This is a genomic window from Amycolatopsis sp. NBC_01286 (genome assembly GCF_035982555.1).
Lineage (GTDB): Bacteria > Actinomycetota > Actinomycetes > Mycobacteriales > Pseudonocardiaceae > Amycolatopsis.
On record NZ_CP108428.1, the window covers coordinates 10,336,934 to 10,352,810 of the forward strand.

Annotated in this window: 14 protein-coding genes; 5 read left to right on the forward strand and 9 right to left on the reverse strand. The window is 72.9% G+C overall.

The window, feature by feature from the left end; genetic code table 11:
- Nucleotides 1-20: 20 nt before the first annotated feature.
- The 3 genes from OG570_RS46600 to OG570_RS46610 all read right to left on the reverse strand — a co-directional run bounded on the left by OG570_RS46600 (nucleotide 21) and on the right by OG570_RS46610 (nucleotide 1,908).
- Nucleotides 21-782 (reverse strand): glucose 1-dehydrogenase, encoded by a 762-nt coding sequence (locus OG570_RS46600; protein WP_326960355.1) that lies wholly within the window; start codon nucleotides 780-782, stop codon nucleotides 21-23.
- The gene (locus OG570_RS46605) at nucleotides 776-1,633 is read right to left on the reverse strand and encodes a 3-oxoacyl-ACP reductase (RefSeq protein ID WP_326954932.1); all 858 of its coding nucleotides are present in this window, start codon (nucleotides 1,631-1,633) and stop codon (nucleotides 776-778) included. The genes OG570_RS46600 and OG570_RS46605 overlap by 7 nt, the downstream gene beginning before the upstream one ends.
- Before the next feature lie 83 nt (nucleotides 1,634-1,716).
- A complete protein-coding gene (locus tag OG570_RS46610) occupies nucleotides 1,717-1,908 on the reverse strand; it encodes a ferredoxin (protein ID WP_326947530.1) in 192 nt (63 codons plus the stop codon).
- A 70-nt stretch (nucleotides 1,909-1,978) separates the two neighbouring features.
- On the opposite strand from OG570_RS46610, the gene OG570_RS46615 reads away from it, so the two are divergent.
- Together OG570_RS46615 and OG570_RS46620 are read left to right on the forward strand one after the other, a co-directional pair.
- Complete coding sequence (locus tag OG570_RS46615) at nucleotides 1,979-3,142, forward strand: acyl-CoA dehydrogenase family protein (protein ID WP_326954933.1); 1,164 nt, start codon at nucleotides 1,979-1,981, stop codon at nucleotides 3,140-3,142.
- Nucleotides 3,143-3,151: 9 nt separating this feature from the next.
- Nucleotides 3,152-4,189, forward strand: coding sequence for an acyl-CoA dehydrogenase family protein (locus OG570_RS46620; RefSeq protein ID WP_326954934.1), 1,038 nt, complete (start codon nucleotides 3,152-3,154; stop codon nucleotides 4,187-4,189).
- A 64-nt stretch (nucleotides 4,190-4,253) separates the two neighbouring features.
- Here OG570_RS46620 and OG570_RS46625 read toward each other — a convergent pair whose 3' ends face one another.
- From OG570_RS46625 to OG570_RS46640, 4 genes are all read right to left on the reverse strand, one after another.
- The gene (locus OG570_RS46625; RefSeq protein WP_326960357.1) at nucleotides 4,254-5,387 is read right to left on the reverse strand and encodes a serine hydrolase domain-containing protein; all 1,134 of its coding nucleotides are present in this window, start codon (nucleotides 5,385-5,387) and stop codon (nucleotides 4,254-4,256) included.
- Entirely contained in the window at nucleotides 5,384-8,065 is a 2,682-nt protein-coding gene (locus OG570_RS46630; RefSeq protein ID WP_326954935.1) for a bifunctional acetate--CoA ligase family protein/GNAT family N-acetyltransferase, read from the reverse strand. Before OG570_RS46630 ends, OG570_RS46625 begins: the two co-directional genes overlap by 4 nt.
- A 6-nt stretch (nucleotides 8,066-8,071) precedes the next feature.
- On the reverse strand, nucleotides 8,072-9,241 hold the full coding sequence (locus tag OG570_RS46635) for an acetoin utilization protein AcuC (RefSeq protein WP_326954936.1): 1,170 nt from the start codon (nucleotides 9,239-9,241) through the stop codon (nucleotides 8,072-8,074).
- A gap of 534 nt (nucleotides 9,242-9,775) precedes the next feature.
- Nucleotides 9,776-10,621, reverse strand: a complete 846-nt coding sequence (locus OG570_RS46640; protein ID WP_326954937.1) for a sulfurtransferase — start codon at nucleotides 10,619-10,621, stop codon at nucleotides 9,776-9,778.
- 110 nt (nucleotides 10,622-10,731) lie between these two features.
- Here OG570_RS46640 and OG570_RS46645 point away from each other — a divergent pair, with 110 nt between their 5' ends.
- The 3 genes from OG570_RS46645 (at nucleotide 10,732) to galE (ending at nucleotide 13,706) form a co-directional block, all read left to right on the forward strand.
- Nucleotides 10,732-11,448, forward strand: coding sequence for a metal-dependent transcriptional regulator (locus OG570_RS46645; protein ID WP_305879379.1), 717 nt, complete (start codon nucleotides 10,732-10,734; stop codon nucleotides 11,446-11,448).
- Nucleotides 11,445-12,629 carry a galactokinase gene (gene galK / locus OG570_RS46650; protein ID WP_326954938.1) on the forward strand — a complete coding sequence of 395 codons (1,185 nt, stop codon included), beginning with the start codon at nucleotides 11,445-11,447 and terminating at the stop codon, nucleotides 12,627-12,629. Before OG570_RS46645 ends, galK begins: the two co-directional genes overlap by 4 nt.
- 90 nt (nucleotides 12,630-12,719) lie before the next feature.
- Nucleotides 12,720-13,706: a UDP-glucose 4-epimerase GalE gene (galE, locus tag OG570_RS46655; RefSeq protein ID WP_326954939.1), complete on the forward strand. Its 987-nt coding sequence runs from the start codon at nucleotides 12,720-12,722 to the stop codon at nucleotides 13,704-13,706.
- A 52-nt stretch (nucleotides 13,707-13,758) separates the two neighbouring features.
- Here galE and OG570_RS46660 read toward each other — a convergent pair whose 3' ends face one another.
- Entirely contained in the window at nucleotides 13,759-14,811 is a 1,053-nt protein-coding gene (locus tag OG570_RS46660; RefSeq protein ID WP_326954940.1) for a DUF4192 domain-containing protein, read from the reverse strand.
- Nucleotides 14,812-14,969: 158 nt separating this feature from the next.
- The gene (locus OG570_RS46665) at nucleotides 14,970-15,824 is read right to left on the reverse strand and encodes a M23 family metallopeptidase (RefSeq protein ID WP_326954941.1); all 855 of its coding nucleotides are present in this window, start codon (nucleotides 15,822-15,824) and stop codon (nucleotides 14,970-14,972) included.
- Nucleotides 15,825-15,877 lie beyond the last annotated feature (53 nt).

The following is a 15,877-nucleotide window of genomic DNA, read 5'->3' on the forward strand; positions in this document are numbered from 1 at the left end:
GTTAACCAATGTCGTTCCGTCTAGAAGTTGAGCGCGTGGGACGCCGTCGCCCCACCGTCGGCCACGAACTCCGAACCCGTGCAGTACGAACTTTCTTCGCTGGCCAGGAACAGCACCAGCTTCGCGATGTCTTCGGGCTGCCCGACCCGGCCGAGGGCCACCTTCTTGCCGACGTACGACATGTCGACTTTCTGGCCGCCGGCCGCGGTCGAAACCATCTGCGTGTCGATCGCGCCGGGGTGCACCGAGTTGACCCGGATGTGCTTCTTGCCGAGTTCCATCGCGGCGACCTTGGTCATCCCGCGGATCGCGAACTTGCTCGCGGTGTAGGCGATGAGGTACGGCATCCCGGCCAGTCCCTCCACAGAGGACACGTTGACGATGGAGCCACCGCCGGCGGCGGTCATGGGTTCAACGACCGAGCGCATCCCGAGAAACGCCCCGATCTGGTTCACCCGGATGACGCGCTCGTAATCGGCCAGCGTCGTCTTGCCCAGTTCCGAGAAATGGAGGATGCCCGCGTTGTTGACCAGCACGTTCAGCGCGCCGAACTCCGTGGACGCGCGTTCGACCGCCGTCGCCCAGTCGTCTTCGCTGCCGACGTCGAGGTGCTGGTAGACGGCGGCGTCACCGAGGTCGGCGGCGAGCTGCTTGCCCTCGTCGTCGAGGATGTCGGCGATCACGACCTTCGCGCCTTCGGCTACGAACGCGCGTGCGGCGGCTTCGCCCTGTCCGCGCGCGGCACCGGTGATGAGGGCGATCTTCCCGTCGAGCCTCACGATTCCTCCAGGATTTCGGTGGCGGCGAACATCCGGCCGGGGTCGCGGCCGGCGAAGTGGTCGCTGACGGTCGTCTCCAGCTCGTCGAGGGACCAGCGCCGCTCGATCCGCGGCGCTTCGACCAGCGCGACCGAGCCGCCGTGCACGACGAACACCTGGCCGTTGACGTGCTCGGCGGCAGGTGAGGCGAGGTAGGCGACGAACGGGGCGACGTGCTCGACCGAGAGCGGGTCGGCGCCTTCGGCAGGGGCGGCGCCGAACACGCCCTCGGTCATCGCCGTCCGCGCCCGCGGGCAGATCACGTTGGCGCGGACGCCGTACTTGGCCAGGCCGCGGGCGGCCGACATGGTGAGCGCGGTGATGCCGGCCTTGGCCGCGGCGTAGTTGGGCTGGCCGGGCGAACCGATCAGGAAGGCCTCGGACGCGGTGTTCACCAGCCGCCCGTACACCGGCTTGCCGTCCTCTTTGGACTTGTCACGCCAGTGCTTCGTGGCGTTGCGGGACAACAGGAAGTGCCCGCGCAGGTGGACGCGCAGCACGGTGTCCCAATCGTCGTCGGACATCGAGAAGAGCATCTTGTCGCGCAGCACGCCGGCGTTGTTCACGACGATGTCGAGCCCGCCGAGGTCGAGCGCGGCCGCCACCAGCGTGTCGGCCGTGGCGCGCTCGCCGACGTCACCGGCGACCGCGACGGCCTGGCCACCGGCGGCTTCGATCTCTTCGACGACGTCCTTCGGCGCACCGATGTCGTTGACGACGACCGTGGCGCCCCGCGCGGCCAGAGCGAGCGCTTCGGCCCGTCCCAGCCCGGCGGCGGCACCCGTGACGATCGCGGTCCGGCCGGTCAGGCTCACGCGAGGCCTCCTCATCGAGTCCTGGTTGACGGGCCTACACTAGAATCTGTTCTCGTTTTGGGCAAGCTTTTCAGTAAACACCGCTAACTGACGATGAACAGGGCGTTCTTCGGGCAGCCCCGCACCGCGCCGGCGACCCGTTCCGCCTGGTCGCCGGGCACCGGACCGGGCTGGATGACCAGTTCTTCGTCGTCGTCGAGGTCGAAGATGTCCGGTGCGAACCCCAAGCACACCGCGTTCGCCTCACAGAGCGAACGATCGACGCCGATCTCCATGCTTCCTCCGCCGCGTCAGTCCTGGTACAACTAGAACAGGTTCTACTATAACGCCGGATCGAGGTGACGGGTGCGGATCGACTACACGCCGGAGCAGCGCGCACTGGCCGCGGAGCTGCGGGAGTACTTCGCCGAGCTGATGACGCCGGAGCGTCGTGACGGCCTCCGCGCGGGCAGCGGCGAGTACGGCGACGGCCTGGTCTACAAGGACATCGTCCGGCAGCTGGGCAAGGACGGCTGGCTCGCGCTCGGCTGGCCGCCGGAGTACGACGGCCAGGGCCGGCCGATGCTCGACCAGCTCATCTTCACCGACGAGGCGGCGGTCGCCGGGGTGCCGGTCCCGTTCCTGACGGTGAACACCGTCGGGCCGACCATCATGCGCTACGGCACCGACGAGCAGAAGGCGTTCTACCTGCCGAAGATCGCCGCCGGCGAACTGCACTTCTCGATCGGCTACTCCGAACCGGAGGCCGGCACCGACCTCGCGTCGCTGCGGACGCGCGCGGTGCGCGACGGCGACGAGTACGTCGTCACCGGGCAGAAGATGTGGACGAGCCTGATCGAGCACGCCGACTACGTCTGGCTCGCCGTCCGGACCGACCCGGAGGCGAAGAAGCACCGGGGCCTGTCGATCCTGATCGTGCCGACGACGGCGCCCGGGTTCTCCTGGACCAAGGTGCACACGGTGGCGGGCGCGGGCACCAGCGCGACGTACTACGACGGCGTGCGCGTGCCGGTGTCGGCGCGCGTGGCCGAGGAGAACGCGGGCTGGCCGCTGATCACCAACCAGCTCAACCACGAGCGCGTCGCGCTGACGTCGTCGGCGCCGATCCGGAAGGCCCTGTCCGACGTCCTGGTGTGGGCGAAGGAGACCGGCGCCATCGACCAGGAGTGGGTGCGGCTGCACCTCGCGCGGGTGCACGCCGGCGCGGAGTACCTGAAGCTGCGGAACTGGCGGATCGCCTGGGCGGCCGCGGCGAGCGAGCTGGGGCCGGCCGAGGCGTCGGCGACCAAGGTGTACGGCACGGAGTTCGCGATCGAGGCGTACCGGCTGCTGATGGAGGTGCTCGGCGCGGCGGCCGTCGTCCGCGACGGCTCGCCGGGCGCGCTGCTGGCCGGGCGGATCGAACGGCAGCACCGCTCGGCGCTGATCCTCACCTTCGGCGGCGGCACCAACGAGATCCAGCGGGACATGATCGCCGCGACCGCCCTCGGCCTGCCCGTCACGCGCTAGGAGCGTCTCATGGACTTCACCCCTTCGGAGGCGTCGGCCGACCTCGCCGCGCTGACCCGGCGGATCCTGGCCGACAAGCTCACCCACGACCCGCACGGCACCGGCGGCTTCGACGCTCCACTGTGGACGGCGCTGGGCCAGGCCGGCGTGCTCGACGCGGCCCTGCCGTCGTCACTCGGCGGCGGCGGGTTCGGGCTGCTGGAGCAGTGCGCGGTGCTGACCGAGATCGGCCGCGCGGTGGCCGCGGTCCCCTACCTGACGTCGATCACGATGGCGGCGTCGGCGCTGGCGGAGTTCGGCACGCCGGAGCTGGTGGACCGCTGGGTGCTGCCGGTGCTGCGCGGCGAGCGCGTGCTCACGGTGGCGCTGCCGGACCCGGGCGCGCCGTACGGCTTCCGGGTGACCGGCGACCGGCTGACCGGCACCCAGTCCGCGGTGCCGTTCGGCGCGTTCGCCCACGGTTTCCTGGTGGCGGCGCCCGACGAGGTGTTCCTGGTCGACGCGGCGGCCCCGGGGGTCACCGTGCAACCGCAGCAGGCGGTCGACCACGCGGACGCGGCATTGCTGGAACTGTCCGAGGTGGCCGGGATTTCCCTCGGTCCGATCGGCGAGTGGCTGCGCCTGCGCGGCACGGCCGGGGTGTGCGCGCAGCAGCTCGGCGTCGTCGAACGGGCCCTGGAACTGACCGCGGCCTACGCGGCCGAGCGCAAGCAGTTCGACCACGTGATCGGCGGCTTCCAGGCGGTCCGCCAGCGTCTCGCGGACGCGTACGTGGACGTCGAGGCCGTGCGGCTGACGTCGCTGCAGGCGGCGTGGCGCCTCGCGTCGGACCTCCCGGCGACGGAAGCGGTGGCGACGGCCAAGTTCTGGGCCGCGGAGGCCGGCCACCGGGTGGCCCACACGACGGTCCACGTCCACGGCGGCGTCGGCATCGACGTCGAGCACGTGGTGCACCGGTACTTCGTGGCGGCGAAGCGCCTGGAGTTCCTGCTGGGCCCGGCGACCCCGCAGCTGCTCACCCTGGGCGACGAACTGGCGGCCCCGTAGTGCCGAAGTCCGTGAATGCCACATCGAGGGACATAGCGTCCGTGAATGTGGCATTCACGGACTGCTATTTCGCCGCGCAGGTCCAGAACTCCTGCATCAGCGCGGTGGGCGCCGGATCGGTCATCTGGAGCTGGGTCAGCAGGACCGTGACCGTGCCCGTCGCCGGGATCAGGTGGGCCGCCGTGCCCGCGCCGCCGATCCAGCCGTAGCGGCCCGGGGTGTGCCACGGCCGCGTCGGCGCCACGTCGACCGAACCGCCGAACCCCCAGCCCTGGCCCTGCAGGAACAGGCTCGCCGCCGCGCGCTGCGCAGCCGTCAGGTGGTCGCTCGTCAGCTGGCGCACCGATTCCGGCGCCAGCAGCCGCCGCCCCGCCACCGCGCCCCCGGCCAGCAGGCAGCGGGCGAACGCGAGCAGGTCGTCGGCCGTCGAAACCAGGCCGCCCCCGCCGGACGGGAACACCGGCTCGGCACTCCACCGGCCCTCCGGCGGGTCGGCCAGCACGAGCCCGGCCGCGCCCTGGCGGTAGGCGCTGGTGAACCGGCCCAGTGCCGGTGTCGGCACCGAGAACCCGGTGTCGGCCATGCCGAGCGGCCCGAACAACCGCTCCGCCAGGAACTCCGGCAGCGACCGGCCCGACACCCGCGCGATCAGCACGCCCTGCAGGTCCGACGGGGTGTCGTACAGCCACGCTTCACCGGGCTGACGCAGCAGCGGAACCTGACCCAGCGCCGCCAGCCACTCGTCCGGCGGCAGCGCGCGGGACGCCTCGGCCGGGTGGCCCAGCACCTGGAGCAGCAGGTCCACCGCGGGCAGCCCCATGTCAGCGGCAAGGCCGTACCCGCAGCGGAAGCTCAGCAGGTCCTCGACGGTGATCGGCCGGGCCGCCGGCACGACGTCGTCGACCGGCCCGGCCGGCGTCCGCACGACCACCGGAGACGCCAGTTCCGGCAGCCAGCGCGCGATCGGGTCGTCCAGCGCGAGCTCGCCGCCGTCGACGAGCAGCATGACCGCCGCGGCCACCAGCGGCTTGGTCAGGGACGCGATGCGGAACAGCGAGTCCCGGGCCATCGGCACGGTGCCCCCGGCGTCGGCCGAGCCGACCGCCGCCACCTCGACCTGGTCGCCCCGCGCGACGAGGGCGACCGCGCCGGGCATGCCCGCGGCGTGCCGGGTCAGCAGTTCGGTGAGCATGCTCAGTCCTGGGGGTTGATGGCGCGCAGGCGCCGCGGGCCGGTGTCGGGCCGGGACGGCGGCGGGCCCAGCACCAGGCGGGCGTTCGCGACGAACGCGCCGTCGGGCGAGGCCAGGATCGGGTCCAGCGTCAGCGACCGCACCTCGGGGTTGTCCTCGGCGAGCGCCGCCACGCGCAGCACCATGTCCTGCAACGCGGCGAGGTCGGCGGGCTCGTCACCGCGGTAGCCGGTGAGCAGCGGCGCCGTCCGCGGCTCGCGCAGCAGCGTGGCCGCGTCGACGTCGGTGACCGGCACCGCCCGGTAGGCGCGGTCCCCCAGCAGCGTGCTGACCAGGCCGGACAGCCCGAACGACACGAGCGAGCCGAACGACGGGTCGTCCTGCAGCCCGATCACGCACGACAGGCCCTTCGGCGCCATCTGCTGCACGTACACGTCGTCCTCGCCGGAGATCTCGCGCAGCACCGCGTAGGCCGTGCGCACCGAGTCCTCCGACGCCAGGTCGAGCCGCACCCCGGCGAGGTCGGGCCGGCCGCGCAGCCGCTCGTCGACGGCCTTGAGCGTCACCGGGTAGCCCAGCTCGGCCGCCGCCGCGACCGCGTCGTCCACAGTGGACACCACGCGGAACGGGACGACGTCGATGCCGTAACACCCCAGCAGCCGCACGACGTCGGGGTCCGTCAGGAGGATCGCCTTGCCGTCCTCCGCGGCCAGCAGCTCGCGCACGATCACCTGCGCCTGCTCGGTGTGGATCCCCGACGGCCGGACCAGTGTCCCTTGTGGACGTTGCCGCCAGGCCGCGTAGCGGACGACCTTCGCCAGCGCGTTGACCGCGCGTTCCGGGCTCGGGTACGACGGGATCGAACCGCGGCTGGCCACGCCGTCCTCGGAGAGCACGGCGAGCTCGTGCGGGACGCCCTCGGCGGCGAGGAACGTCGAGACGATCGGCTTGCGCTGCCCCAGTTCGACGACGGTCTCCCGCAGGGCGCGCGCGTACGCGGTGCCGGGGATCGCCACCGGCGGCGCGAAGACGACGACCAGCGCGTCGGTGTCCGGCGAGGTCAGCGCCTCCCCCACCGCCGCGGCGAACTCCTCCGGACCGGCCTGCGGGCCGACGTCCACCGGGTCCGACGCCAGCCGCAGCCCCTGCGCGCGGGCGGTGTCGGCGGCGAGCAGCCCGATCGCGCTGGAGTTGCCGACGATGGCGATCCGCGGCCCGGCGGGCAGCGGCTGGTGGGCGAACACGAGCGCGGTGTCGAACAGCTGCGCCAGCGACTCGACCCGCACGACGCCGGCCTGCTCGAACAGGGCCTGGACGCTGATCTCGTCGATCTCCGTGGACGTCGCGGCCAGCTGCGAGCGGACCGCGTGCCGCCCCGACTTCACCGCGACGATCGGCTTCGTCCGCCCCAGCCGCCGCGCCAGCCGCGCGAACTTGCGCGGGTTGCCGAAGGACTCCAGGTACAGCAGCACGAGATCGGTGTCCGGGTCGGTTTCCCAGTACTGCAGCAGGTCGTTGCCGGAGACGTCGGCGCGGTTGCCCGCCGAGACGAACGTCGACAGGCCGAGCCCGCGCGCCTCGGCGTCGGCCAGGATCGCCGTGCCCAGTGCGCCGGACTGGCAGAAGAAGCCGGTGCGGCCGCGGCCCGGCAGCCGCGGCGCGAGGGTGGCGTTGAGCCGGATGCCGGGCGCGGTGTTCAGCACGCCGAGCGCGTTCGGCCCGACGACGCGCATGCCGTGCGCCCGGGCCTCGCCGACCAGCCGCAGCTCGGCGTGCAGGCCGTGCGGGCCCGCCTCGCCGAACCCGCCGGACACGATCAGCAGCGTCTTCACGCCCTTGGCCAGGCAGGCGTCCAGCACGGACTCGACGGCCTCGGCCGGCACCGCGACGAGCGCCAGGTCGACGGAATCCGGGATGTCGAGCACCGACGGGTAGGCCCGCACGCCGCGCACCGAGCGGTGCTCCGGGTTGACCGGGTAGACGGTGCCGGTGAACGCGGCGGCGAGGAGGTTCACGAAGGCGACGTGCCCGACCTTGCCCGGGTCGGTGGACGCGCCGATCACCGCGACCGACGTCGGGTGCAGCAGGTTGTGCACGCTGCGCGCTTCGGCGGCCTGCTCCCGGGAGCGGGCGACGGCCAGCGACTCCTCGGTCGGGTCGATGTCGAACTCCAGGTGCAGCACGCCCTCCTCGATCTCGCGGCTGACCTGGTAACCGGCGTCGCGGAAGACGCGGACCATCGCGGCGTTCTCGGCGAGCACCTCGGCGACGAACCGGCGCAGCCCGCACTCCGACGCGGCCGCGGCGAGGTGTTCCAGCAGGATCGAGCCGAGGCCCCGGCCCTGGTGCACGTCGCTGACCACGAAGGCCACCTCGGCCGACGGCCCGCTGTCCAGCCGCTCGTAGCGGCCGACCGCGACGATGTCGTCGCCGAGGAACGCGGCGAAGGCGACCCGGTCGTGGTGGTCGACGGTGGAGAACCGCTTCAGGTCCTTCTCCGGGATCCGCGGGTAGGCGCCGAAGTAGCGGAAGTAGCGGGTGCGCTCGGAGAGCTTGCCGTGGAAGGAGACGAGCCCGTCGGCGTCGGTCGGGAGCACCGGTCGCAGGTGGACGGTGCCGCCGTCGGACAGCACGACGTCGGCCTCCCAGTCACGGGGGTAGTCGAAGGGATCCCGTCCGGCCATGGTCACTCAGTCCCTGGGGTCGTCGGGATCCAAGCCGTGCAAGGGGAAGACGGCGCGGCGCGTGTCCCGGACGGCGACGTCGACCGGGTCGTCCTCGCCGTCGCCCCACGGCTTGAACCCCGTGTCGCGATCGTCGGTCATGGCCAGCGGCAGCTCGGCGTTGGGCGCGGCCTTGGTGACGGTGGAAACCCACCCGGGCGGCAGCGGCGTCGCCGGGTCGACGTCCCGGTCGAGCACGGTGGCGATCAGGTGCGTCCACGACCGCGGGACCACGCGGATCAGCTGGTAGCCGCCCCCACCGACGGCGATCCACTTGCCGCCCGCGTAGGTGTCGGCGAGGTCGCGCAGGGTGGTGTAGATCGTGCGGTGCCCGTCGACGCTCAGCGAGAGATCCGCGAGCGGGTCCTCTTCGTGGGAGTCGACGCCGCACTGGGTGAACAGCAGTTGCGGCTCGAAGTCGGCCAGCAGGGAAGGGACGACGGCGTTGAACGCCCGCAGCCACCCGGGATCCCGGGTGCGCGGCGGCAGCGGCACGTTGACCGAGGTGCCGTCGGCCTTGCCGCGGCCGGTCTCGGCCGAGTAGCCGGTGCCGGGCCAGAGCGTGAACGGGTGCTGGTGCATCGAGATCGTCAGGACGCGGGGGTCGTCGTAGAACGCGGCCTGGACACCGTCGCCGTGGTGGACGTCGGTGTCGATGTAGGCGATCCGCTCGAAGCCGTGGTCGAGCAGCCACGAGATGGCGACCGCGCAGTCGTTGTAGACGCAGAACCCGGCCGCCTGGTCCCGCATCGCGTGGTGCAGCCCACCCGCGATGTTGACCGCCCGGGTCGCCTCACCCTCGGCGATCTTGCGCGCGGCCAGCAGCGTCGAGCCGACCACCAGCGCCGACGCGTCGTGCATGTCGCTGAACACGGGGTTGTCGGACGTCCCGAGCCCATGCCCGACATCCCACCCGACGAGCGGCGCCTCCCGCACAGCGGCCAGGTACTCGGGCGCGTGCACCCGCAGGAGCTCCTCGTCCCCGGCGGCGGACGGGACGAGCAGCTCGACCCCGTCGAGCACGCCCAGTTCGGTGGCCAGCCGGACGGTCAGCTCCAGCCGGACGGGGTTGAACGGGTGATCCCCACCAAGGTCATAACCCAGCAGGGAGGAGTCCCACACGACAGCCGGCGCCATACGCCCGACTGTAGTGCCGATCGGGGCGGTCTGCGGCCCTGAAGAGCCGAGCTGGTTCTCTCCCCCGCTGGTCCGCGGCGTCGCGGCCCCCGGCGGGGTTGGGCCGGTGCAGGTCGCGGGCTCGCCGCCACGCCTGGCGCGGCCGGTTCCCGCCGCCGGCCCCGACCTCACGAACCCCCGCCGCACGAACCCCGGTCGATCTACGGCCCGGCCGAGCCGTAGATCGAGGACACGAGCCGGTCGCGGTCGCAAAACCCGCTCGACCCGCGGCTGCCACAGATTCCAGACACGCGGAAGTTTCCGGCTCCGCCCGCCGGCCACCGCAGGTCGCGGACACTCGCAGGGCACAGCCGCGAAAGCCCACTTCGAGCGGCCGGCCGCTTCGGGTCGCGAACACGCGGAAGGACGCAGCCGCGAAAGCTCGGCCGGGCCGCTGCCGACGTGTGCAGGTAAAGCCGTGAAGGCCTCCTTACCGGCTCTTATGGCCGGTAAGGAGGCCTTCACGGCTTTAGAGGTGGGTCGCGGGGATCGGGGTCAGCCCGGGAGGTCGCCTGTTGCCGCGGGGCGGTTCGGGTTGCGGGACCAGTGGGACCACGAACCCGCGTACAGGCCCGCGCCCGGGTGGCCGGCGATCTCCAGGGCCAGCACGACCGAACTCGCCGTCACCCCCGAGCCGCAGTACGCGGCGACCGGTTCGCCGGGGCGCAGACCCAGGCCGGCGAAGCGGTCGGCCAGCTCCTCCGGCGTGCGCCAGCGGCCGTCGGCGGTCGTGTGGTCGCCGAACGGGGCGTTCACCGCGCCCGGGATGTGGCCCGCGCGCGGGTCGACCGGCTCCGTCTCGCCGCTGTAGCGCGCGGCGGCCCGGGCGTCGAGCAGCAGGCCGTCGCGGGCCAGCTCGGCCGCCTCGTCGGCGTCCAGAACCGGCATGCCGCCCGGCCGGACCTCGACATCACCCGGTTCCGGGTGCGCCGGCTCCGTGCTGACGGGGTGCCCGGCCGCGGTCCACGCCGCGTAACCGCCGTCGAGCACCGCGACCTCGTCGTGGCCCGCCCAGCGCAGCAGCCACCAGGCCCGCGCCGCCACCGAACCGTCGGCGTCGTCGTAGACCACCACCGGGCCGTCCGCCCGCACGCCGGCCGCGCGGAGGTCGCGCTGCAGGTCGGCGGGGTCGGGCAGCGGGTGCCGGCCGCCCTCGCCCGGCTCGCTCGCGAGCACGCGGTCGAGGTCGGTGAAGACCGCGCCGGGCAGGTGACCGTCCTGGTAGGACTCGGCCCCCGGCGGGCCGGCGAGCCGCCAGCGGACGTCGAGGACGACGGGCCGGTCGCCGGCCGGACCGGCCAGTGCGGCGGCGAGGTCGGTGGTGCTGATCAGCGAGCGCATACCCCCATCTTGCAGCGGTCCGCGGCCCGGATCCGCCCGGGCCGGACATTTCCACCGCCGGTGAGTTGTTATCCCCAGGCCCGCCGCCGCTGTCGGGGCCAACGACTACGATGAGCAACGCGGACGAAGGGGACAGCGTGAACGATCTCATCGACACCACCGAGATGTACTTGCGTACGATCTACGAGCTCGAAGAAGAGGGTGTCGTCCCGCTGCGCGCCCGGATCGCGGAGCGACTGCAGCAAAGCGGCCCGACCGTCAGCCAGACCGTCGCCCGGATGGAGCGCGACGGACTGGTCGTGGTCGCGGACGACCGGCACCTCCAGCTCACCGACCACGGCCGGGAACTGGCCATCGCCGTCATGCGCAAGCACCGCCTGGCCGAACGCCTCCTCGTCGACGTCATCGGGCTCGAGTGGGAGCACGTGCACAACGAGGCCTGCCGCTGGGAACACGTGATGAGCGAGGCCGTCGAGCGCAAGCTCGTCAAGCTCCTCGACCACCCGACCACCTCCCCCTACGGCAACCCGATCCCCGGTCTGGACAAGCTGGGCGACGGCGATCCCGCGCCGCCCGCGGAGGCCGACCTCGTCCGGCTCGACGAGTTCGCCCGCACCGGCGGCGGCCGGGTCGAGATCCGGCGCATCGCCGAGCACGTCCAGCTGGACGAGTCGCTGATGACCGAGCTCAAGTCCGTCGGGATCGTGCCGGGCGGCACGGTCGTCATCGGCAAGGCCAACGGCAGCACCATCGAGGTCACCGGCGGCGACAACACCGCGCAGGTCTCCACGTCCGCGTTGCACGCCGTCCTGGCGCAGGCCAGGTGAGCCCGGCCTCGGAGGCCGCGGCGGCGTTCCACACGGTGCACGGCTCCACGCCGGCCGGCGTGTGGTCGGCGCCCGGCCGGGTGAACCTGATCGGCGAGCACACCGACTACAACGACGGCTTCGTGCTGCCCTTCGCGTTGCCGCACCGCCTGGCCGCGGCGGCGTCGCCCCGGGAGGACGGCGTCCTGTCCGTGGCCACGCTCGGTGACGACGGGCAGCTCCAGCGTTCCGGCGAGCTCAAGATCGCCGCTCTGGAGCCCGGCAGGGTCGACGGGTGGGCCGCGTACCCGGCGGGGGTCGCCTGGGTGCTGCGCGACCAGGGCTTCACGGCCGGGGCGAACCTGGTCATCGCCGGCGACGTGCCGTCGGGGGCCGGGCTGTCCTCCTCCCACGCGCTCGAGTGCGCGGTGTCGCTGGCGTTGCTGGGCCTGGCCGGCCTGGAGCTCGACGGAACCGACGAGCGCGTCCCGGCCCGGCCCGAGGTGGCCCGGTGGGTGCAGCGCTCGGAGAACGACTTCGTCGGCGCGCCGACCGGCCTGCTCGACCAGACGGCGTCGCTGTGCTGCACCGAGTCCCACGTGCTGTTCCTCGACGTGCGGTCCGGCGAGCAGGAGCAGGTGCCGTTCGGGCTGGCCGAGTCCGGGCTGCAGGTGCTGATCATGGACACCCGCACCAAGCACTCCCACGCCGAAGGCGGGTACGGCGAGCGGCGGCGGGGCACCGAACGGGCGGCCGAGCTGCTCGGGGTGAAGGCCCTGCGCGACGTCACCGCCGAAGGCCTCGCCGACGCGCTCGACCGGCTCCCGGCGGACCTGGCGCCGCTGGTGCGGCACGTGGTCACCGAGAACCAGCGGGTGCTCGACGTCGTCGCGCTGCTGCGCGAGGGCAAGATCGCCGAGATCGGCCCGTACCTGGACGCCTCGCACGTCAGCATGCGCGACGACTACCGGATCTCCACGGCCGAGCTGGACCTCGCGGTCGACTCGGCCCGCGCGGCCGGCGCGCTCGGCTCGCGGATGACCGGCGGCGGCTTCGGCGGCTCGGCGATCGCGCTGGTCCGCGACGCCGACCTGGCCGGGGTCAAGGCGGGCGTGGACGCGGCGTTCGAGAAGGCCGGCTACCGGCGGCCGCGGATGTTCACCGCGGTCCCGTCTCGCGGCGCCGGGCGCGACGAGGTCTGAGCCCAGGCGGGGACAACCCCCGCCCGGGCCCGCACGTCGGTGTGGGGGAAGACTGTGGCGCACAGTCACCCTCGGCAGGAAGGCTTGGACGTGTCGGAGCAGAGCAACGCCCTGAAACTGGTCGTGACGGGCGGAGCGGGGTACGTCGGCAGTGTCTGCGCCGCCCGGCTCGTCGAGGCCGGGCACCAGGTCACCGTCGTCGACGACCTGTCCACCGGGCACGCCGACGCCGTCCACCCGGACGCGCGGTTCATCGAGGGCGACGCCGCCGAGGTGGCGGGCAGCCTGCTTGGCGAGGGCTTCGACGGCGTGCTGCACTTCGCGGCGAAGTCGCTGGTGGGCGAGTCGATGACCGATCCGACGAAGTACTGGGAAGGCAACGTCGTCACGTCGTTGCGGCTGCTCGAGGCCATGCACGAGCACGGCACGCCGCGCCTGGTGTTCTCCTCGACCGCGGCGACCTACGGCGAGCCGGAGTCGTCGCCGATCGCGGAGTCCGCGCCGACCCGCCCGACCAACACCTACGGCGCCACCAAGCTGGCCATCGACCACGCGATCACCACCTTCGCCGGCGCGCACGGCCTGGCCGCGGTGAGCCTGCGGTACTTCAACGTCGCCGGCGCGTACGGCGCCCTCGGCGAGCGCCACGCCACGGAAACCCATCTCATCCCTCTCGTTCTGCAGGTCGTCACGGGCGACCGTGAGCGCATCCAGATCTTCGGCGACGACTACCCGACGCCGGACCACACCGCCGTCCGCGACTACATCCACGTCGTGGACCTCGCGGACGCCCACCTGCTGGCGCTGAAGCACGCGACGGCGGGTGAGCACCGCATCTACAACCTGGGCAACGGCACCGGTTTCTCCGTGCTCGAGGTGATCGAGGCCTGCCGCGAGGTCACCGGCCACCCGGTGCCGGCCGCGGTGGCGCCGCGCCGCGCGGGCGACCCGTCGGTGCTCGTCGCGGCCAGCGACCGCGCCCGCGAGGACCTCGGCTGGAAGCCGGAGCGCACCGACCTGACGGGCATCGTCCGCGACGCGTGGACGTTCACCCAGTCGCGACGCGCCAAGGCCTGAGTCGATGACGCGGTGACCGGCCGGGATCCGCTTTGGCTCAAGGTGAGTCGCGTCAGGACGGTGGTTCCAGGCCGAAGCCGGTGGCGTCTTCCGGGTCCGTGGCCATGGCCAGGCCCAGGAGGACGTCCGGGGGCGTTCCGTGGTCCAGGACCCTCCGCAGCAGGTTGGCCAGCACGTGGTCCGGGGCCGCCTCCAGGGCGTTGTCCAGGGCCATGCCCGCGAGGGTTCCGTCGCCGCGCATGTAGGCCGTGTAGCCCAGCAGGGCCGCCGCCTCGGCTCGTTCGGGGGCCGGGAGTTCCTGGACCAGCGTGAGCCAGAGGCGCTCGGCCTCGCGGGCCGCCGGGGCGCGGGGTGGGACCGCCATCGTCAGGCAGACGTCGCGGATGTCGGCGAGCGTCAGGGCGCAGGCCAGCCGGATCGCTTCGGCGTCCGTGGGTGGGCCTTCGTCGCGACGCTGGCGGTCGAACGCCGCGCGGACTTCCGCGGCCGCGTCGGCGACGCGGGTCGCTTCGGGCCACGGCAGTTCGGACAGCCGGGACAGTTGTTCGGACCGGCGCGCCACCGCCTCCGGCGATCGCGGGGCGAGCAGCGCCAGCATTTCTTCGCGGCTGTCGAACACCACCGTGCCGCTCTCGGTGGCGGCCGCGGCCGCCACCGTCGAACGTGGGTCCGGGAGCTCGCCGACGCAGTCCTCGCCGGGGTAGCAGGACCACGGGGCGCCCGCCACGATGTCGGCGGCCCACAGCGCGTGCACCACCGGGAGGCCGTGCTCGGCGAAGGCGTCCGCCAGCTCGTCGACGAAGCCCGCGTGCGGCGGCGGGGCGCCGGGTCTTCGCTCACCGCCGATGATCGCCAGTGTCACGCCGATGTGCCGGGCGCCGGCGAACAGCGGTGCGAGCGCCTGGGCCTGGCGGGCGCGCTCGGCACCGGGCGGGAGGTCGGCACGCATCACCAGGCCGACCTCGTGGCCGTCCGGTGGGCGGTGGCCGAGCAGGACGACGGAGGCGCCGGGCCGGAAGCCGAGCAGGTACGGGAGCGCGGCCAGCAGCTGCGCGGGATCTCTGAGGCTGACCGGCGGCCGGCCGGTCGGAGTGGAGGTGGTCATGCCTCCACCGTGGGGCAGGACGGGGCCGGGTGGGGCGGTGGCGGCGAATCTGTGGATGGGCGGGACCGATGTGGACAACCGGGGGTCCGGGCCGGTCGGGGTGGCGGTTCCTGTCGGTGGGGCGGGCTAGAGTGCCCGGCCCCACCGACCGGGGCCGCTCAGCCGCAGTGTTCGAACGGGCTGGTGTAGGTGTTGCTGCCCACCGAACCGCCCCACTTCACGCAGGTGGCCGCGGCGGTCTTCTTCACCGGCCCGGCGTAGTAGGTGAAGCTGCCGGAGTCGGTGGTCCGCGCCGCCCCCTGGACCTCCAGGAACGCCGAGACCGGGCTGGCCGTGCCGAGCGACGTCGCCTTCAGCGTCGTCACGCAGTTCGCCTTGGTCGAGGAGTTGTACAGCAGGTACGTCGTGCCGGACGAGCCGGCGAGGGCCTGCTGGTCGACGACGGAGAAGCCGGAGCCGCAGACCTCTTCGGCGGAGTACGGGTTGCCGCCGCAGTTGTTCTTGCTGGTGAAGTTCGTGTGCCCGTAGTAGGGCACCGCGACGCCGTTCAGCTTGGCCTTCTGCACGACGCTGTCGAGCCGCTCTTCGAAGTGCAGGTGCGGCCCGGTGACTCCGCCGGTCGCGCCCGCCTTGCCGATCTCCTTGCCGCCGGCGACCGACTGCCCGACCGAGACCTCCTGGGCGGACAGGTGCGCGTAGCGCGTCCGCCAGCCGCCGCCGTGGTCGAGCTCGATCCACTTGCCGTAGCTGGTGTCGCCCTCGTTCGCCACCCGGGTCACGGTGCCCGACGCGGCCGCCAGCACCGGCATCCCGGTGATGCCCGACTTCTGGAAGTCGACCGAGTACTCCGGGCTGTGCCCGCTGAACGTCGCCGCGGTCACGGTGGTGCCGCACTTGAACGGCACCTGGAAGTTGGGCGCGGCCGACGCTGTCGCCTGGCCGGCGAGGGTGAGGCCGAGCGCGGGCAGCGCCGCGGCGGCGGCGAGCACGGCGAGCCGTCGCAACCTGGACATGGGTGAACCTCCTGACAGGGGGGAGCTTGACACCGCACAGCGAAGCCCGCGTC